The sequence below is a fragment of the Pseudoalteromonas sp. AOP7-A1-14 genome (genome assembly GCF_052376275.1).
Taxonomy (GTDB): Bacteria; Pseudomonadota; Gammaproteobacteria; order Enterobacterales; family Alteromonadaceae; genus Pseudoalteromonas.
The window spans coordinates 1-20,814 of sequence record NZ_JBQSVO010000024.1 but is presented as its reverse complement, the minus strand read 5'-3'; the positions used below and the strand labels follow the sequence as shown (position 1 = coordinate 20,814).

Annotated in this window: 18 protein-coding genes; 4 read left to right on the top strand and 14 right to left on the bottom strand. The window is 39.2% G+C overall.

From position 1 onward, the window contains the following. Position 1 precedes the first annotated feature (1 nt). On the top strand, positions 2-838 hold the full coding sequence (gene fghA / locus ACT3RM_RS06040; protein WP_441835319.1) for an S-formylglutathione hydrolase: 837 nt from the start codon (positions 2-4) through the stop codon (positions 836-838). Here the strand turns inward: fghA and ACT3RM_RS06035 are convergent. Continuing rightward, complete coding sequence (locus ACT3RM_RS06035; protein ID WP_441835320.1) at positions 835-1,098, bottom strand: hypothetical protein; 264 nt, start codon at positions 1,096-1,098, stop codon at positions 835-837. The genes fghA and ACT3RM_RS06035 overlap by 4 nt on opposite strands. A 609-nt stretch (positions 1,099-1,707) precedes the next feature. On the opposite strand from ACT3RM_RS06035, the gene ACT3RM_RS06030 reads away from it, so the two are divergent. Beyond that, a complete protein-coding gene (locus ACT3RM_RS06030) occupies positions 1,708-2,139 on the top strand; it encodes an MgtC/SapB family protein (RefSeq protein WP_441835321.1) in 432 nt (143 codons plus the stop codon). Positions 2,140-2,200: 61 nt separating this feature from the next. Here ACT3RM_RS06030 and ACT3RM_RS06025 read toward each other — a convergent pair whose 3' ends face one another. From ACT3RM_RS06025 to ACT3RM_RS06000, 6 genes are all read right to left on the bottom strand, one after another. Further along, a complete protein-coding gene (locus ACT3RM_RS06025) occupies positions 2,201-3,814 on the bottom strand; it encodes an ABC-F family ATPase (protein ID WP_441835322.1) in 1,614 nt (537 codons plus the stop codon). 126 nt (positions 3,815-3,940) lie between these two features. Beyond that, a complete protein-coding gene (locus tag ACT3RM_RS06020; RefSeq protein ID WP_441835323.1) occupies positions 3,941-4,558 on the bottom strand; it encodes an NUDIX hydrolase in 618 nt (205 codons plus the stop codon). A gap of 140 nt (positions 4,559-4,698) precedes the next feature. Next, entirely contained in the window at positions 4,699-6,255 is a 1,557-nt protein-coding gene (locus ACT3RM_RS06015) for a SulP family inorganic anion transporter (protein WP_441835324.1), read from the bottom strand. Positions 6,256-6,397: 142 nt separating this feature from the next. After that, positions 6,398-6,856: an Lrp/AsnC family transcriptional regulator gene (locus ACT3RM_RS06010; RefSeq protein ID WP_441835325.1), complete on the bottom strand. Its 459-nt coding sequence runs from the start codon at positions 6,854-6,856 to the stop codon at positions 6,398-6,400. A gap of 288 nt (positions 6,857-7,144) precedes the next feature. After that, positions 7,145-8,989, bottom strand: coding sequence for a M14 family metallopeptidase (locus tag ACT3RM_RS06005; protein WP_441835326.1), 1,845 nt, complete (start codon positions 8,987-8,989; stop codon positions 7,145-7,147). A gap of 170 nt (positions 8,990-9,159) precedes the next feature. After that, positions 9,160-11,058 (bottom strand): beta-ketoacyl synthase, encoded by a 1,899-nt coding sequence (locus ACT3RM_RS06000; RefSeq protein ID WP_441835327.1) that lies wholly within the window; start codon positions 11,056-11,058, stop codon positions 9,160-9,162. Between the two features lie 127 nt (positions 11,059-11,185). On the opposite strand from ACT3RM_RS06000, the gene ACT3RM_RS05995 reads away from it, so the two are divergent. Further along, on the top strand, positions 11,186-12,196 hold the full coding sequence (locus tag ACT3RM_RS05995; RefSeq protein WP_441835328.1) for a GlxA family transcriptional regulator: 1,011 nt from the start codon (positions 11,186-11,188) through the stop codon (positions 12,194-12,196). A 103-nt stretch (positions 12,197-12,299) separates the two neighbouring features. On the opposite strand, the gene ACT3RM_RS05990 is transcribed toward ACT3RM_RS05995, so the two are convergent. The 3 genes from ACT3RM_RS05990 to ACT3RM_RS05980 form a co-directional block, all read right to left on the bottom strand. Beyond that, the gene (locus tag ACT3RM_RS05990) at positions 12,300-12,776 is read right to left on the bottom strand and encodes a transcription elongation factor GreAB (RefSeq protein ID WP_441835332.1); all 477 of its coding nucleotides are present in this window, start codon (positions 12,774-12,776) and stop codon (positions 12,300-12,302) included. A 63-nt stretch (positions 12,777-12,839) separates the two neighbouring features. Next, the gene (locus tag ACT3RM_RS05985) at positions 12,840-13,493 is read right to left on the bottom strand and encodes a DUF2987 domain-containing protein (RefSeq protein ID WP_441835329.1); all 654 of its coding nucleotides are present in this window, start codon (positions 13,491-13,493) and stop codon (positions 12,840-12,842) included. 4 nt (positions 13,494-13,497) lie between these two features. After that, positions 13,498-14,307 (bottom strand): glucosaminidase domain-containing protein, encoded by an 810-nt coding sequence (locus tag ACT3RM_RS05980; RefSeq protein WP_441835330.1) that lies wholly within the window; start codon positions 14,305-14,307, stop codon positions 13,498-13,500. A gap of 157 nt (positions 14,308-14,464) precedes the next feature. Between ACT3RM_RS05980 and ACT3RM_RS05975 the strand changes: the two genes are divergently transcribed. Next, positions 14,465-15,760 carry an anti-phage deoxyguanosine triphosphatase gene (locus tag ACT3RM_RS05975; RefSeq protein WP_441835333.1) on the top strand — a complete coding sequence of 432 codons (1,296 nt, stop codon included), beginning with the start codon at positions 14,465-14,467 and terminating at the stop codon, positions 15,758-15,760. A 244-nt stretch (positions 15,761-16,004) separates the two neighbouring features. Here the strand turns inward: ACT3RM_RS05975 and ACT3RM_RS05970 are convergent, their stop codons facing one another. The 4 genes from ACT3RM_RS05970 to ACT3RM_RS05955 form a co-directional block, all read right to left on the bottom strand. After that, positions 16,005-18,170 carry a prolyl oligopeptidase family serine peptidase gene (locus ACT3RM_RS05970; protein ID WP_441993011.1) on the bottom strand — a complete coding sequence of 722 codons (2,166 nt, stop codon included), beginning with the start codon at positions 18,168-18,170 and terminating at the stop codon, positions 16,005-16,007. 452 nt (positions 18,171-18,622) lie between these two features. Then, entirely contained in the window at positions 18,623-19,618 is a 996-nt protein-coding gene (locus ACT3RM_RS05965) for a branched-chain amino acid aminotransferase (RefSeq protein WP_441836557.1), read from the bottom strand. A gap of 163 nt (positions 19,619-19,781) precedes the next feature. Next, positions 19,782-19,955, bottom strand: coding sequence for a hypothetical protein (locus ACT3RM_RS05960; RefSeq protein WP_441836558.1), 174 nt, complete (start codon positions 19,953-19,955; stop codon positions 19,782-19,784). 97 nt (positions 19,956-20,052) lie between these two features. Continuing rightward, positions 20,053-20,556 carry an Mpo1 family 2-hydroxy fatty acid dioxygenase gene (locus tag ACT3RM_RS05955; protein WP_441836559.1) on the bottom strand — a complete coding sequence of 168 codons (504 nt, stop codon included), beginning with the start codon at positions 20,554-20,556 and terminating at the stop codon, positions 20,053-20,055. Between the last annotated feature and the right edge of the window lie 258 nt (positions 20,557-20,814).

Here is a 20,814-nt window from a genome sequence, read left to right as displayed (position 1 = left end):
TATGTTAGATAATATCAGTTCAACTAAAGTCAGCGGCGGTTGGCATAAACAATATACTCATCAAGCAAGCAGCACACATTGTAAAATGCGTTTTGCAATTTATTTACCGCCAGGTGAAAGTAATAAAGTACCGGTACTTTATTGGCTGTCAGGATTAACTTGTACTGATGAAAATTTCATGCAAAAAGCGGGCGCGTTTAAAAAAGCGGCCGAGCTTGGTATTGCAATAGTAGCGCCTGATACGAGCCCTCGTGGCGATGACATACCTGACCAAGACAGCTTTGACTTTGCTAAAGGCGCAGGATTTTATGTCAATGCTACACAAGCCCCATATAACACTCATTACAATATGTATGATTATGTAGTGACTGAATTACCCGCACTCATTGAGCAGCACTTTCCTGTTACTGATAAAAAAGCGATTAGCGGGCACTCTATGGGCGGCCACGGTGCATTAATGATAGCCCTTCGTAATCCCAAAGCCTATACCAGTACCAGTGCTTTCAGCCCTATAACCAACCCAATAGAGTGCCCATGGGGTGAAAAAGCCTTTAGCAATTACTTAGGTGATGATAAAAAATCGTGGGCGCAGTACGATACGTGTGAGCTTATGCTACAAACACAGCAGCATGATTTTGTACCTATGCGTGTTGATCAGGGTGAAGCGGATAACTTTTTAGTAGAGCAGTTAAAAACTCCAAACTTATTTAAAGTGGTTAACGAAAAAGATTATCCTGCTGAAATTAATATGCATGCAGGTTACGATCATAGTTACTTTTTTATTAGCAGCTTTATTGATGAACATTTAATATTTCATGAGGCACATTTGAAAGGCTAAAAATCTTTATGTGGGGGAGCTACTTCCTCACACTCTTTCGTCGTGCGAGTTATTTGGCGGCAAACCAGCGTTGATTTAGGTTCAGTACCTTCTTTAACAAACTCAATAATAGCCTGATCGATTTCATTTCCTAATTGAGAAAATGAAAATTCACTTTCACTTTTTCTAAACATCCCCTTACTTTGAAGGTTGTCAGGATTGACAGTAGAGCCTATAGACACTTTATTCCCGGCGCTATTATCTGCTATTACCCCGACCACAGTGCAACCTGATGCTCCTATCAAAACACAAAATAAAAAACAAAATCTAAACATCTTATCTTATCCATAAATTTTAAGAGCTGTTGAATCACAACAAAATAAGTCTATAGCAAAATTAAAATTTAACTGTAAAAAACTGTAAACTATTGACACAACTCCTCAACGTATTCTTTTATAAATCCCAGTAACTGCAAAATAAAATAACTAAAAATGTAAGGCAGCTATTATACAGTGTTAGCAATGGTAATCCCCCCATTTGTTAATGGAGGCTAGTTTGCTACATAACTTGTAAAATAGCTGCAAGGTAATGGTTAAAACAGACATAACCCAGCATAATTTAGTGTTATTTTTTCACGTGGTGTGAAGAAGCGCTTCAAATTAATATCTGTAAATTATCAATCGTGAAAGATACTTAGCTCTACTAAATGTCAACTTCAAACAATATACTGAAAAAACAGCCCTAAACTACGTAAAAATAACTAACGTTGTCACTTTAACCCCCTAAAACCGTCAAATTAAAACTCTAAACGCATGAAGTAATTATAAAAAATTACTTGGTACTATAATTGCTGCTTTATAACACAAAGAAAATTTATATGGCCTGCAATTATGGAACTAGATTTACAGTGGAATGAAATAATCGACAACCTAATTCATTTAGGTATTGCCTATTTACTTGCGCTGCCAATGGCGTTTGACCGCGAGCGTACTAGCCATGGCGCAGGACTAAGAACATTTCCCTTAGTCGCTGTTGCTTCATGTGGTTATGCACTAGTAGGGATGTCTGTTTTGACCACATCAGAAGCAGAAGCAAAAGTACTCGAAGGGATAATTACCGGGATTGGTTTTATTGGCGGTGGGGCTATATTAAAAAATAAAAACTCGACTTACGGTACAGCAACCGCAGCAAGTATTTGGAATATGGGATTGATAGGTATTGCTGTGGCATTTAGCCGTTATGAAATTGCCATTTTAATGGCCATTATTAACTTTATAACACTACGTTATATTAAGCGTTTTAAAGTCCGACCCAAAGAATAGCACTTAGGCTTGCTCGTTGGCTAAATAGGTTTAGCCATCGAGCAAGCCCTGTACCTGTATTTTATCGCACACCTAATAAAGCGGCCTGCTCTCTTTGCTTGGCCATAAATTCATTAAACGTACCATGGAAGTTAATTACTTCTTTATCTTTAATTTCGATAATACTGGTTGCCAGTGATGATACAAACTCACGGTCATGGCTTACAAAAATAAGCGTGCCTTCAAACCCTTTTAGCGCATTATTCAATGCTTCAATGGCTTCCATATCCATGTGGTTTGTTGGTTCATCCATCACCAATACGTTAACGTCTTGCATCATTAACTTACCAAATAATAGGCGATTTTTCTCACCACCTGAACAATTTTTAGCTTTTTTATTAGCATCATCTGCGGTAAATAATAATCGCCCAAGCATACCTCGAACCATTAAGTCATTGTGTTTTGCTGTACGCCACTGTGACATCCAATCAAACAATGTTAAGTCGTTTTCAAAGTCTTTACTGCTATCTTGTGGGCAATAACCAATTGTTGCGTTTTCTGACCACTTTACTATGCCATCATTCGCTTGTAATTCGCCAACTAAGCAACGAACAAAGGTTGACTTACCCACACCATTTTCACCAACAATAGCTAGCTTAGAGCCAGCTTCAAGAATTAATTCGCCTTTTTCAAATAAGACTTCGCCATCAAAGCCATGGCCAAATTCTTCCAATATAAGTGCTTGGCGATGCATTCTTTTACCTTCATCAAAAAATAATGAGGGTGCCATACGGCTTGATGATTTAACTTCATCTAAAGAAATTTTATCCATACGTTTAGCACGCGAACTGGCTTGTTTTGCTTTTGAAGCGTTAGCGCCAAAACGGTTTACGAAATCTTGTAGCTCTTCCATTTCTGATTGTTTCTTAGCGTTACCTGCTAAAAGCTGTTCGCGAATTAGGCTTGAAGCTTCAATATATTTTTCGTAATTACCCGGGTAGATTCTCAGCTCACCGTAATCAATATCGGCCATGTGTGTACATACCGCATTTAAAAAGTAACGGTCATGAGAAATAATGATCATGGTGCACTTTCTTTGATTCAATTCATCCTCTAACCAGCTAATAGTATGCAAATCGAGGTTATTGGTCGGCTCATCAAGTAGCAAAATATCAGGATTTGCAAACAATGCTTGTGCCAGTAGTACTCGCAATTTCCAACCTGGCGCGACTTGTGACATTAAGCCAAAATGATACTCTTCTTCAATTCCCGCTTTTAATAAAATATCACCGGCTCGGCTTTCTGCACTATAGCCATCCATTTCAGCAAACAAGCTTTCAAGTTCAGCGACTTTCATCCCCTCATCTTCACTCATTTCAGGTAATGAATAAATACGGTCGCGCTCTTGTTTTACTTTCCAAAGCTCAACGTCGCCCATAATAACGGTATCAACGACCGAATATTGCTCAAAAGCGAATTGATCTTGGCTTAGGTTACCTACCTTTAAGCCTGGCTCAATTGAAACATTGCCTGAGGTAGGTACCAATGAACCATTAAGGATTTTCATAAAGGTTGATTTACCACAGCCATTTGCACCAATAAGGCCATAACGATTACCGTTACCAAATTTAGCGGAGATATTTTCAAATAACGGTTCTGCACCAAACTGCATGGTGATATTAGCGGTAGAGATCAAGATGAATTCCTAAGCAAAGACAGGCAAGTTTGTAAACACAACAAACAAGCATATAACAAGGTATAAAGAGGCCGGGAATTATACAGGCCAAGTTGTAAACAGTCGAGCTTTGTCTTACAACGAAAGCTAATCTATATAGGTGGGCTTACCCGGATTTTGTTGATACTCAAATAACATGGCGATATCTTCTGCTAATACTCGCCCAGTTGATAACTCAGGTAAATTATCTAACGAAAAAAAGCCAATTTCAGACACTTCTAGATTAACTGTTGGCTCCCCACCCACAAAATCACATATAAAGAAAAGCTTATAAATATGCTGTACCGAAACCGGCTTATATGGGTGCAATGCACGATCTTTTAAGGCGATAAATTGCGGATTGCTAACATGATAACCCGACTCTTCAAGTACTTCGCGAATAATCCCCTCTTTTGGTGCTTCATTTACATCGGCCCAGCCACCTGGTAATGACCAACGGTTGTCAGTACGCTCACGGACAAGAAGTATTTTGTTGTCGTTGATAACACCAGCACGTAAATCAACTTTAGGGGTAGGATAACCGCACTCATCAATAAATAAGTTATCAACTTTACTTACGGGCTGCTCAGCTAAGGAGGCCAACATTTGATGGCTAATTTCTTCTAATTGTTGATAGCGTTCTAAATCGTAGCCGTCTTTACCATAGGTTTTTCCTGCTTGGCTAATCGCTTTAATTTGTTTAGTCCAATGTAACCAGTTTTGCATTATGGCGCTCTGTTATTTTATTTAATCTATTGCCACATTATCAATTAAAACTAAAAAAGCGAAGAGTGGCACCCTTCGCTTTTTTAGTTTTTGTTAATTAGCAATTATCTAATAATGATAAATTACCCACTATTTATTATTTAAGCTAATTTATCAGAAGCTACTTTGTATGTAGGATCTTCAATTACGTCTACTTCAACTAAATCACGTGCTCTATGCAATAACTGAGTACAGTCTTGACTTAAATGACGTAAGTGTAGTTTTTTACCTGCTTTAGTGTATTTTTCAGCAAGTCCATCAATTGCTTCAATCGCACTGTGATCAGCAACGCGGCTATGTTTAAATTCGATGATTACGTCTTTCGGATCATTTTTAATATCAAATAACTCTATGAAGTTTTTAACTGAACCAAAAAATAATGGCCCGTGAAGCTCGTACACTTTAGCGCCTTGGTCATCAATATAATTAGTAGTATAAATATGTTTAGCATGTTGCCAAGCAAATACCAATGCTGAAACAATCACCCCTACACACACTGCAATTGCTAAATCAGTAATGACGGTTACACCTGATACAAGCAAAATCACGAAGGCATCTGATTTTGGTATGCGTTTCATCATTTTAAAGCTTGCCCACTCAAAAGTGCCTAATACCACCATAAACATTACACCAACGAGTGCTGCAAGTGGGATCATTTCAATCAAGCCAGAAGCGAATATAATAAATGCAAGTAACATAACAGCAGCTGTAATTCCCGATAAGCGAGAGCGACCTCCCGAATTAATATTGATCATCGACTGACCAATCATCGCGCAACCACCCATAGCACCAAAGAAACCGCATGTTAAGTTAGCAGCACCTTGACCGATACACTCTTTGTTACTGTGCCCGCGAGTGTCTGTAAGCTCATCAATCAGGCTTAATGTCAGTAGCGATTCAATTAAACCAATCGCCGCTAAAATAAGCGCATAAGGGAAAATAATCTGTAAGGTTTCAACGGTAAATGGCACCATAGGAATATGAAACTCAGGTAAACCTCCGGCAATTGTAGCGGCGCTGTTTCCGCTCATATCCTTTAAGAAATCAATTACAGTACGGGCTTCTAAATCAAACCCCATAACTAACAACGTAACAGTTACAATGGCAACAAGTGTTGAAGGCACAGCGGTTGTTAACTTAGGTAAAAAATGGATAATTGCCATGGTAAGTGCCACAAGCCCAAGCATAATCATCATCGGCTGACCACTCATCCAAGTTAAACCACCATCACCGTCTGGTACTTTAAACTGCCTCAGTTGCGCTAAAAAGATAATAATAGCCAAACCGTTCACAAAACCAAGCATTACGGGGTGTGGCACCATGCGAATGAACTTACCGAGCTTAAATATCCCGGCCAGTATTTGCAGTATGCCCATTAATAACACCGTTGCAAATAGGTACTCTACACCATGATCTAACACCAAACTTACCATAACTACGGCAAGTGCACCGGTTGCACCAGAAATCATACCTGGGCGGCCACCAAAAATTGCGGTGATAAGCCCTACAATAAATGCTGCATATAAGCCCACTAATGGATCAACATTCGCAACAAACGCGAAAGCAACCGCTTCAGGCACAAGCGCAAGCGCAACTGTAATGCCCGATAAGACATCATTTTTAGCAGAGCTTGGTGCTTTGCTGAGTAAGTTAAACATTGAGTTCCTCTTGGATGAGTGGTATGTCAAAAAAAAAAAGCGCTGAATTTCAGCAAATTAAGCAAAAGTTAACAATTAATAAAAATAGGAACATGCGAAGCAATTATCTGCTTCGCATTAGCTTTAATGAAGAGTGACTACTTTATAGTGGTAATGAAGTACTGCGTTTTACACAGGTCATAGTCACATTTGAGTGAACTTCTTGTACAAACTCAAGGCTCAAGAGGTTGTCACGTACAAATTGCTCATACCCCTCAATACCTTTAGATATAATACGCAGCATAAAGTCCATAGTACCCGCCATGCTGTAGCATTCGGTGACTTCATCATAGCTTAAGATCAACCTCTCAAATTCAGCTAAATTTGTGCGGCCATGATTTGATAATCGAACATGGGCGTACACAAGCATATCAAAGCCAAGTTTCTTTTCATCAAGTAAAGCAACTTTACCTTTGATAAAACCATCTTGCTCTAGCTTAGCAATACGGCGCCAACAAGGTGATTGTGATAAACCTACTTTATCGGCAATTTCAGCCGTTGATAGGCTCGCATCTTGTTGTAATAATGCCAAAATTTGGCGATCAACGTGATTTAGAGACATTTTATTTCTTTATTGATTACTAAATTGATTAAATTATACATTGCTTTAGTAAGTTCGTCTTGTATTTTTACGCATTTTTTATGCATAGCTTACAAGTTTATTAACAAAACCGACCACCGATGCACCTAAAAAGCACCAAAACACCCAATACGTAGGGCTCAGCATTTCACAATAGCTTACCAACAGTGAAGGTAAAGACTTTAATAAACACCTGCATTTTTTGGCAATGCATTAATTAAAGACAATTAACTTACCTGATGCGGGTTAATTGTCGCAACACAGCAATACTCACTCAGTAGTTTCGTTTTGCATATTTAGTTTTTTTGACGTTACTTTTGATTGCTGTGTTTTTTTGTTAAACGTCATTAATATCGGGTACTTCAAGTACGCTTTATCGTAAAATGGTGAGCGTTCATACAGCCAATCTAAGCGTGCTTGTGCATCCTCTGCGAATACACTGTCATCACGCAGCTTCTTATCAAATTCAAGAGCCAAAGCGGGCTGATCCTTTAGCATTTGACGTGCAAAAGGTGCTAATGCGTAATTTTCCATATACTCAGTGCGCTGGAAAATCGTATTAAACTCTCCCCAAGCAAAAAACGAGTCTGGTGCTTGTGGGTGCAGCAAATGTGTTGCTAATTCACCTAGTGGCTGCTGGGTGCTAACTTTATACCAATCCACAAGGTTATTATTTACCACTTTTGAAAAACTAAAGGATGCTTTAACTCTAAAGCGCCCTTCAAATGGTACTTTATCAAACTCATAGCTATCAACACTGGCAACCTGTAATTCTGGAATCGGCTTTGTAGTAGTAACACGCTCAACATTTACGCCATGAAGCTTTAACTTTTCGACGATTTTTGGATACGCAGCAGGAATATAAAAAGCGCTGGGTACTTTAACGCTCGTTTTTACCTTTTTTTGCCAGTAAATAGGCAATGCATCATACGCTTGCTTTTCACCAAGGTATTTAACCTCAATCTGCCCTGATAACGCACTTTGATAACGTTTATATTTTATACCTTTAAACGCCAGTGTATTGGGCTCTTTGGCATAGCTGCGCTCAACGATTAATTCGCTTGGTACAAAGGCTTTCTCTTTTTTAACTGCATTAGCTAATTGCTGCTGATGCTCACTCAGTGCATCAATAGCGCCGACAATAAATACATAAGTGCCAAGAACCCGCTGTTTATAAGGTTTAAGGGAATGATTTTCAACTAAAATGGTCGGTAAAGAACGTAAGTCCCCCCAGCCATTGGAGTAGCGTGGTGTTGCGACCCAACCCGCTAAGCCTTTTTTAAATTCACGTTTATCCATCACAAACACTAAAGGCCCAGGTATATGTCCTTGTTCGGCTAATTTGGCATCAATTACCGGTTTAAAGTAATTATCAAGCGCCTCTGATACACTTGGTGATTCACTCGAAAACACCGGGTTATAACCATAGGTTACATCGTATTGATAATCAGCGCCGTCCGTAACGTGTACATCAATATATAAATCAGGCGCGAAACGCTTAATAGTTGAAAGTACTCCGCGCACTTCAGGGGTATCAAGCTTAGTGTAATCACGATTCAAATTAAGATTATTCGCATTGGTACGAAAGCCCATATTTGCGGGGCCACGTTGATTTATGCGGTTATAAGCACTGCTACGCTCATGGCCATCGACATTTAAAATAGGGATAAATAAAATATTAACCTTGCTTAAAATATCTCGGCGCTTACCCGTTGCAATATCGCGAAGCAACATAAACATAGCATCTTTGCCATCAATTTCACCGGCATGAATGCCCGATTGTACAAGTATCGTTGGCTTAGCGCTTAAGCTTATTTGCTCGGCATCAAACTCACCATCTTCGCTTGCGACCAATAATTGAATGTCGCGTCCGGCATTACTTTTCGCAATAGTATTTACTTTAAACTGAGTTGGGTTTGCTGCGACTAAACGATTAACAAATGCTTTAGTATTTTTGTAGTTCGGGGATACTAATCCACCACTGAGTTCAAAGTCGGTGGTCAGTGGACCCTCATTTTGTAATAGCGATGTACTTTGTCCATGCCAAGGCAATAAAGGTGGTAAATGGCTATCGACGGTAACACTTGCGCTGAGAAGTAATAAGCTGGCGATCATTGCGTGCTCTAAATGTAATCATTTTGTTGCTATAAATTATAACAAGGAATAGACAGAGATCGCGTAAACTGCGGTGATTCAACAAAAAAAGACAGCCAACCGCGAACTACTCAATGACTACAACGAAAAAAGGCGCCGTAATAGCGCCTTGCCAATCAAGAACAATGTGCTTAAAACATATCTTGATACAGGTTCGTTGTATTGAGCTTAATGGCTTTATCAAAGCCAGGAATAGTTATAGATGAAGTAGAAATAGTAATATCACTTTCATCAATCATGCCATCGCCAAAGCGATAAATTAGCGCATACTGGCCTAGATCAGCTTGTTGCTGATACTTTATCTGCGCGTTTTTGACGGCTTTATTGGTATCTGTGTATTTTTTCAGTGCTGTGCTGCCATGGCGTTTTTCAAGCATTTGCAGTGTTATTTTTGGTGATAACACCGTAGCTGTTGCGTTATTGCCACCAAAGCCTTTGGAATTAATAAATGCCACATCCATATCACCGCACTCATAATGTTCTGTGCGAATATCTAAGTATTTTGCATGCACGTCATCGGCTACTTTATCAATAGTGGTAATACCCGGCATAATATTGTGCGTAAATACGCCAAGCGCCATCGCAAGTTGATCACCACTTGCAGGTGCAATTGTGTGGCCAACATAAGCTTTTGGTGCGGCTACTTTCCAGTTATCAATAGCAAACGTTTCAGCCACTTTATGATAAATAAATGATTCAGTAACACGGTTTTGTGGCGTACTTGAGCCATGGGCTAAAATAAAACTGCGCTGTTGTACAGATTCTCGCCCTACCATGCTTGATGCAAGCGCCACAGATTTTGCCATGGTGATATAATTACCAGGACCTGGCGCAGTAATTGACTTTTTCACACCATCCGCATTAACAAATACATCAGCCACAGAGCCCATAATGTCAGCGCCGAGCTCAAGTGCCAAAGCATCATCCATTAATATAACCACTTGTGCGCCCTCACCAATAGTGAAACCACAGTTTTCCCCAAACGGGCGACTGGTGCGACGGTGATCAACTGTTTCAGTAGCATCTAAACGTTTTAATCCCTCTTCATTAGCAAGGGCATTCATATTACCAAAACCTTCTATAACTTCCGGAGTAAGGGCGCATTCTACAGAAGCCACAACCGCCACACGGGTACGCCCTGCTTGAATGTCATTAACCGCCGCTCGTAGGTTATATAAAAACGTGGCACACGCGCCTGAGCTTGTAAAAGTAGTACCCACATTGCCAGTTACATAAGCATTAATAAAATCTGTCGACATGGTGTTCAAACCAAGCGCTAACTGCTTTGTGCTTACTCTTTCGCCCTGTTGACGTGCTTTAATTAAGCCGCCTAAACCTCGGTCGTCAATTTGCCCAATTACCGATGCTGAATAAGTCCCTATTTGATCAGGTTCAACGCTATTCATGATGTACTGCCAATCAAGACCGGTAGAACGTATGGCATCTGTCGCTGCAAAAATAGTGGCTTGTAAGCCACGCGGCTGATAGCGGCTATTGTACATTGTCGACGGATCAAACCCCGTTGGTAATTGTCCAGCTGCTTTAATCGGATTATCGCGGGTACTATCATGCTTAATGGCTAAATCAGCAGCAATAGTTACTTTTACTCTTTTCTCACCCAACTCTTCAACTTCCCAACAACTTGGTACTGGCTTGGGTAAATCACGCTGGCGTGTTTCAAATACGATTTTTTCGTCATCTGATACATTTAAGGTCATTTTTTGTTGCCATGGAGTAGCATCAACATCAAAATGATTTTTTTCAATCTTGCGAATCAGCGTACCGGCAATAATTTGCTCACCAAATTTAGCTTCGATATCAGCCTGATTAATACGATTACCATCACTATCTACAAGCTGGCCTTCATTTAAGCTTACTAAATTCATTAGTGTAGCAAGCCCTAAAAAGGTTTCTTGACGCGCAGCTGCATCCAAACTGTTTAACACGATACGACGATAACCTTGATGAAAAGATGTACGGCCTGCGGCGTTTATTCCGCCCATACCTACAATAACGGGTAATGCTGTCATAATTTACCTTGAGAAAACGTGTTATAAGAATTTAATTAAGTTTAATTGGAATAACTGAAGCTCTTTATGCTTTAATAGCCAAATAACACGTATAACAGGACAAAAATAGCTGGTCGGAGGAGTTTAAATGTCTAATTCTATTAAAGCAACACCTATTGAAATAACTGTATTGGTATATCCACACTTATTGACCACCAGCCTAACCCTACCTATTGAGATGCTCCAAGCCGGTGAAGCGTTTGCTAAAAGCCATTATGATGAAGACACTTTTCATGCCCTTAATATAAATTTAGTAGCCGCAAATACTAAACCTATATTCAACAAAACGGGCCTTACGGTTGTCCCTGATTGTGAGATAAGTAAAGCCCCTAAAAGTGATTTAATTATCGTCCCTGGAATTTGGCGTAACCCTCGCCCTGTAGTACGCAGCAATTTATCATTAGTTAATTGGTTAGCTGCTTCATGGCAAAAAGGTAGCCATATTATTGGCGTGGGTACAGGTAATTGCTTAATCGCTGAGGCTGGACTATTAGATGGGCACCCCGCCACCACACATTGGCATTATGCGGCGCAGTTTAAGCATGACTATCCAAATGTACAATTGAAGCCTGACTTTTTTATCACCCAATCAGAGCGTATGTACACAGTAGCAAGCCTAAACGCCCTTGCTGATGTTATTGTACATGTTATTAGCCAATACTATGGCCGAAATGCCGCTCAACATGTCGAACGTAACTTCTCTCACGAAATTCGTAAACCTTACGAAGAGCAACGCTACCTTGAAGGCGCAGTTGACAAACACCCTGACGAGCTAATCGCACAGATTCAATTTTGGTTAAAACACAATTTAACTTCAGAGTTAAGCTTACAGGAAATCGCAGCACAATTTAGTTTAAGTTACCGTACTTTTACACGTCGCTTTCGCCAAGCAACCAACCAAACTCCAGTTGAATATTGGCAACAACTACGAGTACAAACCGCCAAAGAGTTACTCGCTTCATCAAACTTATCGATTCAGGAAGTAGCACTTGAAGTGGGTTATAACGATCAAGGTCATTTAACAAGGGTATTTAAGAAAGTACTCTCACAAACTCCTAGCCAATATCGCAGCGTAGTAAGAAGAAAATTATTTGGTTAAATATTTTTTGTAAGAGCTTTAACAATAGTACATAAATGACAGCTAACCAAAAGGCAGTATTTATACAAATGACTAATCAGGTATGCTTTTAAGCAACAGCAGATTAAAGTACTTTATCGATAGTAAATAACAATGATTTTGACGCAACTTTTAAGCTTACTTCATCATCCACTTGCTTATTTTCTAATTGTTTTCCGAGTGGCGCCTGCGGTGTAACCACTTGTACTTTTATATTGTTCACTTGAACAATTAAACCACCTGCGGATGGACCAAAATAAAACCACGACTCTGTATCACTTTCATCAAGTAGACACACTAATGCGCCCAGAGAAACTTGCCCTTTTTTAGGTTCGTTAAATACATTTTCAAAAGCTTTAATATCTTTATAGCAATCATTAACGCGCTCAGCTTGTCCTTGAGCAAGATAACCAGCTTCAAGTCCAAGGGTATCGTATTGGGTTTCAGCAACACTCTCTTCATGAGTTGCATCATCGTGAGCAGCTTGGGCTGCTTGCTTTACATTCGTTAATTGGGCTTCTAAGGCAAAGCGTAAATGCTCTACAACATGGGTTTTATTCATCATACTCAACAAAATCAATTTATATTTCGCATAAAAGCGCTGTTTCTACAGCACTTTTATATACTACTTAACAATCCACGGGGTTACTTTTAATACTGGTGTGGATATATTCAATGAGGCTATATCGTCCTCCCAGCTATCATCCACTTTGACATTACAGACTGCACCATCACACATAAAGGCGGCATCGTTAATTGTTACAGGCTCTGCAAATGTAAGCACAACGCCTTGTTGCTCTGGGAGTAGGAAGCTCATTAATTTACTAACAAAAAAACCTGACAAATCATAAAGTAGCTCATCAAACTCATTATGCATAGTCAATAACTTGGCTCTAGTAAGTGGCTTTGGATTGAACTCTTGCGCTTCTATTTGCATTTTTAACTGGCAATCATAGGTACTGTTTTCGGGGGTTAATACAACCACTGCTTTATCAGTATCTAGTTGCTTATCAAAAGGGAGTTGCAATTGTGCTTGTTCAGTATAACTAAGCGCTAATTCGCGAGTTTCGGTAACAATTTTACCGCTGTCAATTAAGCAAGGTTTACCAGAGGCAATGTCCGTAACATAAAAATTAACTTGGGCATATTGAAAATCGCCTTTATTAACCACCTTTAAACGGTCATAAAAACCATCATACGAAACCATAAAATCTTTCGCGCTTACCGTAAAGGTACTTATTATTAATACACAAAATAAAAACAAACGACTTATTAACATGGAATTACTCATTAAAGTAAACTCTATTTTGGCTGATCATGGTGTTTAAATCCTCAACATACGCTTCGCGACGCTCTGAATAAGAGAGTAAACCTTCAGTCAGCTTAGTTGCTTCAATAGGTTGATTTTGGCGACGTAAGTTTTCACGAATACTGCGCAAGTCTTTATACGCGTTATGCGTGTTAATATTTTTAAAATACGAATTGACTGCCGCTCGTACTGATTTAAATGCAGCCACTTCGTGACCGGCATCACTGTTTCGAAGATTTGGCACCATACCGCAGCCTTTTTTATAACACCATTGGCCAAAAAAGTTTAACCCAATGCGTGCAAAACGAGAGGTACCCCATGCTGACTCTTTTGCAGCCTGAATTAAGGCTAACTCTCTGGGAATAACATCCACGCGTCTAAGTGCTTGTGTTAACGATAAGCTATTTATAGTGGAAGGCAGCTTATAACTATTTAAAATAACTTTGACATCGTTGGTTTGCTTTTGATTAAGCGGCTCATTAAATTCGACCATCATACGAGCCATTTCTAATACTGCACGTTGCTTGAGTATTTTTTTATTTTCAGCATCAACATGTACACCTATATAGTCAAAAAAGGCATGCTTTTTTTCTTTTACATCAGTAAAATCATTAAAGTTTGGTAGTGCTACATTATGTAATGGTTTTTCTTTTTTCTTAACTTTCTCGTTTTGTACTTGTTCAGATTGTTTAACTGAGTCAAAACGAACTTGCTCTAAAAACGGATAACTTAACGCCCATATAAAAAACAGCGCAGTAATAAATCGCAAAACAAACTTAAGCATGTATTCTCTCTATTGATTAATCTTTATACTTGGTAGTGACACAAGCACATTAGTAACTATTATACCGAAGCAAAACAAAGAACGCGAATAACGATAACAATCTAAATAATTGAGTTACAATGGGTTATTAATGAATGTAATTAATGCAGGGGAAGTAATGGATAAACTCTGGCAAGCTCGGCTGATAGATCAACAAAAACACCGCCCTAATGATAACCGCAGTGCGTGGCAAATTGATCGCTCAAGAATAATCCACGCAGCCGCATTTAGGCGTTTGCAAGCGAAAACTCAAATAATGGGCATTGGTTTAAATGACTTTTACCGTACTCGCCTTACTCATTCATTAGAAGTGGCACAAATTGGCAGTGGCTTATTACGTCATTTAAAATCCCAGCACCCTGAATTTAACCACTTCCCTTCAACCAGTTTGCTCGAAACCTTATGCTTGGCTCATGATATTGGCCACCCTCCTTTTGGCCATGGCGGCGAAATAGCCCTTAACTATATGATGCGCGACCACGGTGGGTTTGAGGGCAACGCGCAAACACTAAGAATTGTCGCGAAACTTGAACCCTATAGTAATGGCTACGGTATGAATCTAACCCGGCGTACATTACTTGGCTTTATCAAATACCCTGGTTTTATAAATGACTTGTGGCATAACATTCCAGTTCACCCAAATAGCCAGCGTTTTATCAAAGCCGATGATTGGCGCCCAGCCAAAGGATTATATCAGGATGATGCAGAAATTTTCTCGTGGATTATTAAGCCGTTAAGTCATAATGACCAACAACTTTTAGTGCAACAACAATCGGTTGATCAATACCGTGCTAAAACCCGTTATAAATCTTTAGATTCGGCTATTATGGAACTTGCTGACGATATCGCTTATGCCGTTCATGATTTAGAAGATGCTATTGCCACCGAAGTGTTGACCTTGGAAGATTGGCAAAGCCACGCCATACCAATGCTTAAAGAATTATCATTGCCTTGGTTAATCAAGATTTTACCGTCGCTTACTGCGCGGCTATTCTCTACGTTTGATTATGAGCGAAAAGATGCCATTGGTGAGCTTGTAAATACTTTTATTATCAATGCCAAGTTGGTGATACAAAATAAGCAATTCGACTGCCCTATTTTACAAAATAGTGTTGTATTAGATGATGAATATGAAGCGGTATTACACGTGTTAAAAAGCTTTGTATTTAGCCGCTTAATTCGCGAACCTAAAATGCAACAAATTGAATTTAAGGGGCAAAATTTATTGATTGACTTGTTTTCTGCCTTTGCTGCCGATCCTCTTCGGCTACTGCCCGAAACAACTCAAATAGCATGGCAGCATGCGGCCGAGAATAAAGGTAATACTCACCGTATACTATGTGATTACCTAAGTGGAATGAGCGATGAATATGCTTATAAAACCTATCAGCGATTATTTCTCCCCGCAAGTTAACACAAAAAATTTAGTGAGGGCTATTATGCCTTCATTTATGGGGGAATTAGGTAATTAAAGGGGCTGATCGAACTTTCGAGTTTCATGGGTATAACGACAGAAAGTTATCTACAGCCATGCTCTTACTTAAACTAGATAAAGCAGGTAACAATCTTCTCCCCGATTAGTAATTGACTGCATTTAAAAAAATCTTATATGAATAGAACGTCGAACATATGCTCGACGCTCTATTTAAAGTACAAAGTTACAGTGACTCTATGCCCATATTGTAAAGTGTAAAACCATATATATCAGCATATTGCTCGATCGTCTTGCTGGTGGGTGTCCCTGCACCATGTCCCGCATTAGTTTCAATACGAATCAAATAAGGTTTATTGCTTGCCCCTTTGGCTTGCAGCTCTGCCGCAAATTTATATGAATGCGCAGGTACAACTCTATCATCATGGTCTCCGGTGGTGATAAGTGTTGCAGGGTAGCTTATCCCTTCTTTAACATTGTGGACTGGCGAATATCCCTTTAGGTAAGTGTACATTTCTTTACTTTGCTCACTGGTGCCGTAATCATACGCCCAACCAGCCCCTGCGGTGAATGTATGATAACGAAGCATATCAAGTACACCTACTGCTGGTAATGCAACTTTAAATAACTCTGGACGCTGCGTCATAACCGCACCAACTAATAAGCCACCATTTGATCCACCACGCACAGCTAAGTAATCACTTGAGGTGTATTTTTCCTCGTTTAGGTATTCTGCGGCTGCGATAAAGTCATCAAATACATTTTGTTTTTGTAATTGTGTACCCGCTTTATGCCACTGTTTACCGTATTCACCACCTCCACGAATATTTGGTACTGCGTAAACACCTCCTTGCTCAAGCCAAGCAGCTATAGTTGAACTAAAACTAGGTGTTAAACTTACATTGAAACCACCATAGCCATACAAAATAGTCGGGTTTTTACTATCTAGCTTTAAGCCCTTTTTATACGAAATAATCATCGGCACTTTAGTACCATCCTTAGATGTATAAAAAACCTGCTCAGTTTTATACTTATCACTATCGAATTGTGCACCTGATTTACGATAAACCGAAGATTCACCCGTTTGAACATCAAAAGAGTATGTATTACCTGGCGTTATATAGTTAGCAAATGAATAATAAAGTGTAGTTTGCTCTTTCTTACCAACAAAGCCACGGGCAGTCCCTACACCAGGCAAATTAATTTCTCGTACTAACTTACCTGCTTTATCGTATTGTTTAACTTGGGAGATTGCATCAGCCATATACTTAGCAAAAAAGTAATCGCCTCCTTTTGATAAGCCCAGTACATTTTTAGTTTCTGGGATCACATCTTGCCAATTTTCAGGTTGTGGTTTGCTTGCATCAACTCGCACTAATTTTTTGTTCGGCGCATTGAGGTTAGTCACTAAAAATAAAGTGCTCCCTTTAGTGTCAATCACATAAGTATCTGAGTCTGTATTGTCCAAGATAGTTACTAATTTGCTATCAGGATCAGTTAAATCTTTAATAAATAATTTATTGCCCGAGGTTGATACACTTGCTGAAATCACTAAAAATCGATTATCACGGCTCACATTTGCACCAATATAACGATGCTTTTGTTCATCGGTACCACCAAATACCAGTTTATCTTTCGTTTGGCTGGTGCCTAACTGATGATAATATACTTTATGTTGATCAGTTTTAGCGGAAAGCTCGCTGCCTTTAGGCTTATCGTAGCTTGAATAGTAGAACCCTTGATTACCAAACCATGAGATACCACTAAATTTCACATCAACTAGTGCCTGCTCAATCGGTTCTTTAGATTCAGTATCCAAAATAATGATTTTTCGCCAATCACTGCCCCCTTCAGAAATTTGATAAGCTGCTAATGAGCCGTCATCTGAAAATGTTAACCCTGACATAGAGGTCGTGCCATCTTCACTAAAGGTATTAGGGTCTAAAAATATTTCAGCTTCTGCATCGCCTTTTGTTCTATACAATACATACTGATTTTGTAAACCATCATTTTTATAAAAATAGGTATAGTCGCCTTCTGTAAAAGGTGCTGATATTTTTTCATAATTAAACAGCTTTTCAAGACTCTCTTTGAGTTTATCGCGATAAGGAATTTGGTCTAAATAAGCAAAGGTTGTTTGATTTTGTGTCTTAACCCAATTAGCAGTTTCATCGCTCATATCATCTTCTAACCAGCGATAAGGGTCAGCTACCTCTTCACCAAAATAACTCTCTACAACTTGTCCTTCTGCTGTTTTAGGGTAGCTTAAATTTACTTTTTCTATAGACGTAGTTGATACTCTTTCTTTAGTTACCGCTATAGATGAACTCGGTGACTCTGAGCAACCAGTTAATGCGAGTAATACACCACATGCTAAAATATTTTTTATCATCGTTTTCATTCTTGTTATGTAAAATAATTAACTTCCAAGAATATGGTTCTTTGTAGGTGTTGTCTAGCTGTTCGCGTTACAATATCCACCTGTTTGTAAACAACTGTTAATGAATCCACATCAACACAGCTTTACAAACTTGAAACATTTTACCCTTATTATTTAGTTCCCCGAAATCCAACTTACCGCAGACTGCATTTTGTCGGCAACTGTTTAGTACCCAGCGTATTTGTATTAATAACACTAAAGCTTAGCTATTTTGGTTATGATCGATGATTGGTTATGGTTTTGCGTGGGTTCATCATTTTTTGAAAAAATAGGCAGGCAACATTATAAGCATCTATTTTATATTTGTAGGGAGGTTGGTGATGTTTAAAGATATTAATATAGGAAAGATAAGTTTTATAACCACGGCAAACGCCGTGGCTATAATAGGCATGCAGCGTATGCTGTTATACTTTAGTTAACCAACCGTGCTTATCGTCTGCTTTTCCCCATTGAATATCATTAAGCGCTTGGCGTAAACGTGCCGCTTGCGGGCCTGGCTCACCATTACCTACTTTGTATTCTTTATCGTTATGGATAAATGTGCCGACTGAGGTTAATACCGCCGCAGTACCAGAAAGCGCAGCTTCAGTACCCGGTTTTTCTGCACGCTCAAGTAACTCTGTTACTGTAAAATTGCGCTCAGAAACCGTCATACCTAAGTCTTTTGCAATGGTTAAAATACTATTACGAGTAACACCATGTAAAAAACTGCTATCGAGCGCTTTAGTGATGATTTCATTGCCATCGATTAAAATAAAGTTAGCAGCGCCGGTCTCTTGTACGTCACCACCTGGGCAAAATAATATTTGATCAGCTTTATACTTTTCACGTGCCGCTGAAATAGGTCCTAATGCACTTGCATAGTTGCCACCACTTTTAACCATACCCATATGCGGGGCGCAGCGCATACCATCTTCTTCAAGTAATACACGTAATGCAGTAGCGCCAGCAGAGAAGTAATCGCCCACCGGAGAAAGTAAAACATAGAGTAACGAACTCATTGAAGGCGCAGCGGCTTTGCCAATGGCTGCTTCAGTACCAATATGTGTGGGACGAATATACATTGAGCCTGGCGGTAGTGGTGTTTCATGACTATACATTTTAACACTATCGATAATCATTTTTTCAAGCATTGACTCATCAAAGTCAGGTAGGCTCAAAAACTTTGAGCTTTGCTTCATACGCTTGATATTCGCATCCATTCTAAAGACATACACTGCTCCATCTTCATGGCGAAATGCTTTTAAGCCTTCAAAACATGTACTTGAATAATGTAAAACATGTGCACCACCATGAAATTCTAATTTATCTGACGCAACCGTTGTCAACTCACCCCACGCTTTATTCTCAAAACGTGCTTGTATCATCTGCGGCATAAACACAGTACCAAATGCGGCCATATTTGTTCTCTCTTATGTAGACTACTTTACCCCATTGTATGACATTCAAGGGCATTTTAACCATAGTTAAAACAAGGCTTTTTCAATTAAGCGCTAGATAATTTTGTACTGTTATATGACAGACCCGATAAAAGGAACTCCTACCGATAGTTATTTTTTGCTGTCATGCGGTTAAGTAACGTCGGCAAAAACCGTTTAAGGTACTTAATATTTCTGGCGTAGAGGCTAAAATCGGCTCTGTATTTGCTAAGCCAAGGGTTACAATATGATGCTTATAACCGAACCAACTATTTAATCCATTGAACGTCGCTTCATTACGTACAAACAAAATAAGCATGCACCTTTAGCTGCTAACTGCTCAGGTAAGGCTTTACTAATACCTGATGAAACACCCGTGTCCAGATTACTTTATCGTTAAAAGCATCTTATGTTACTTATACCCGCGTTGAACCCGCTTGCGCTGTAATTTGTTGCTCGAGCTTTTTATAAAAACCCAGTGAAAACAAGGCTTCTACAACTACAAATAATGGGCCTATAATCAATCCCATTAAGTCATCTACAAATGCCGGCTTTTTGCCTTCAAAATAATGGCCGATGAACTGTAAGCCCCAGCCCACAGCAAGCGTTGCAACACTGACTATTAGCCAGTTTGAATGACTTAAACTTGCCACTGGAGCGGCCGCTATCGTCAATAAGCTGAGTAACAAGGCCATTATGACACCCAATGATAGGCTCAATCTTAAATAATAAAGTGATGTAACGGTCACAACGAGCGAAGCACCCGTTACCTGAATGATCCCATCAAAAAGAGTTATACGCTCTAAAAGGCATAGAATTGCATACACAATCAGTGGTATGCCAATAAAGTGAGTTAAAACATTGCGTTTTGAACGATGGTAAAGGGCATAGTTTATTAATTGTTGTTCGAGCGTTTTCATTTTATCTGCCTAATTAAATTGCCACCTTCAACTTTAGCAGATAAAACACCGAATAGAACATCCAGCTTTGAGTTTTCTCCAAAAGATAAGTACACACTAAAAATGCACTTATAGTTTAACCTTTGTCATGCTTAGCCTCTGCATCTAACTGCTCACGACCTTTTTGATACTCTTGAGTGAGCATTGACTCTAGCTCATCAGTTTTTTCTTTATCAACACCTATACACTGATAAAATAGTGCCTTTTGCGCCGCTTTTA

What these genes read in the sequence shown, in the direction of transcription:
- fghA (WP_441835319.1), top strand. Translation starts at nt 2, where the DNA reads ATGTTAGATAATATCAGTTCAACTAAAGTCAGCGGCGGTTGGCATAAA.
- ACT3RM_RS06030 (WP_441835321.1), top strand. Translation starts at nt 1,708, where the DNA reads ATGGAACTAGATTTACAGTGGAATGAAATAATCGACAACCTAATTCAT.
- ACT3RM_RS06020 (WP_441835323.1), bottom strand. Translation starts at nt 4,558, where the DNA reads ATGCAAAACTGGTTACATTGGACTAAACAAATTAAAGCGATTAGCCAA.
- ACT3RM_RS06015 (WP_441835324.1), bottom strand. Translation starts at nt 6,255, where the DNA reads ATGTTTAACTTACTCAGCAAAGCACCAAGCTCTGCTAAAAATGATGTC.
- ACT3RM_RS06010 (WP_441835325.1), bottom strand. Translation starts at nt 6,856, where the DNA reads ATGTCTCTAAATCACGTTGATCGCCAAATTTTGGCATTATTACAACAA.
- ACT3RM_RS06005 (WP_441835326.1), bottom strand. Translation starts at nt 8,989, where the DNA reads ATGATCGCCAGCTTATTACTTCTCAGCGCAAGTGTTACCGTCGATAGC.
- ACT3RM_RS06000 (WP_441835327.1), bottom strand. Translation starts at nt 11,058, where the DNA reads ATGACAGCATTACCCGTTATTGTAGGTATGGGCGGAATAAACGCCGCA.
- ACT3RM_RS05995 (WP_441835328.1), top strand. Translation starts at nt 11,186, where the DNA reads ATGTCTAATTCTATTAAAGCAACACCTATTGAAATAACTGTATTGGTA.
- ACT3RM_RS05990 (WP_441835332.1), bottom strand. Translation starts at nt 12,776, where the DNA reads ATGAATAAAACCCATGTTGTAGAGCATTTACGCTTTGCCTTAGAAGCC.
- ACT3RM_RS05985 (WP_441835329.1), bottom strand. Translation starts at nt 13,493, where the DNA reads ATGTTAATAAGTCGTTTGTTTTTATTTTGTGTATTAATAATAAGTACC.
- ACT3RM_RS05980 (WP_441835330.1), bottom strand. Translation starts at nt 14,307, where the DNA reads ATGCTTAAGTTTGTTTTGCGATTTATTACTGCGCTGTTTTTTATATGG.
- ACT3RM_RS05975 (WP_441835333.1), top strand. Translation starts at nt 14,465, where the DNA reads ATGGATAAACTCTGGCAAGCTCGGCTGATAGATCAACAAAAACACCGC.
- ACT3RM_RS05970 (WP_441993011.1), bottom strand. Translation starts at nt 18,170, where the DNA reads ATGATAAAAAATATTTTAGCATGTGGTGTATTACTCGCATTAACTGGT.
- ACT3RM_RS05965 (WP_441836557.1), bottom strand. Translation starts at nt 19,618, where the DNA reads ATGGCCGCATTTGGTACTGTGTTTATGCCGCAGATGATACAAGCACGT.
- ACT3RM_RS05960 (WP_441836558.1), bottom strand. Translation starts at nt 19,955, where the DNA reads ATGCTTATTTTGTTTGTACGTAATGAAGCGACGTTCAATGGATTAAAT.
- ACT3RM_RS05955 (WP_441836559.1), bottom strand. Translation starts at nt 20,556, where the DNA reads ATGAAAACGCTCGAACAACAATTAATAAACTATGCCCTTTACCATCGT.